Annotated in this window: 1 protein-coding gene; it reads left to right on the plus strand. The window is 68.6% G+C overall.

Translation table 11 applies throughout. From position 1 onward, the window contains the following. Window positions 1-452, plus strand: a 452-nt coding sequence (locus GFD21_RS10915) for a helix-turn-helix domain-containing protein (protein ID WP_163198000.1), incomplete at both ends; no start/stop codon positions are given.

The following is a 452-nucleotide window of genomic DNA, read 5'->3' on the forward strand; positions in this document are numbered from 1 at the left end:
CGTGCGCATCGCATCGCGAACAGGACCGGGAAGGCGATTCGCAAGCGGATCGTCGCGATCCGGCGTGAACTGGACGCCAGGGGGCTGGACGCGGGCCCGGAGTCCATCGCCGCCCGCCTGGAGCGCGAGGGCGTCAAACCGCCCGCGAACTCGACCATCCACCGGATCCTGAAGGCCGCGGGACTGGTCCGTCCGGAGCCGGGGAAACGGCCGAAATCCTCGTACACGCGGTTCGAGGCCGCGTTGCCGAACGAGACGTGGCAGTCGGACTTCACCCACTGGCCGATCGCCGACGGCACGGACGCGCTGATCGTCTCCTGGCTCGACGACCACTCCCGCTTCCTGCTCTACTCGCATGCGTACGCGACGGTGACCATGGGGACGATCGAGGAGTCGTTCCGCAAGGCGTGTTCCCGGTACGGGATCCCCGCGTCCACGCTCACCGACAACGG

Origin of the sequence: Bifidobacterium platyrrhinorum (assembly GCF_010667645.1) — a bacterium.
In the GTDB taxonomy this organism is placed as follows: domain Bacteria; phylum Actinomycetota; class Actinomycetes; order Actinomycetales; family Bifidobacteriaceae; genus Bifidobacterium; species Bifidobacterium platyrrhinorum.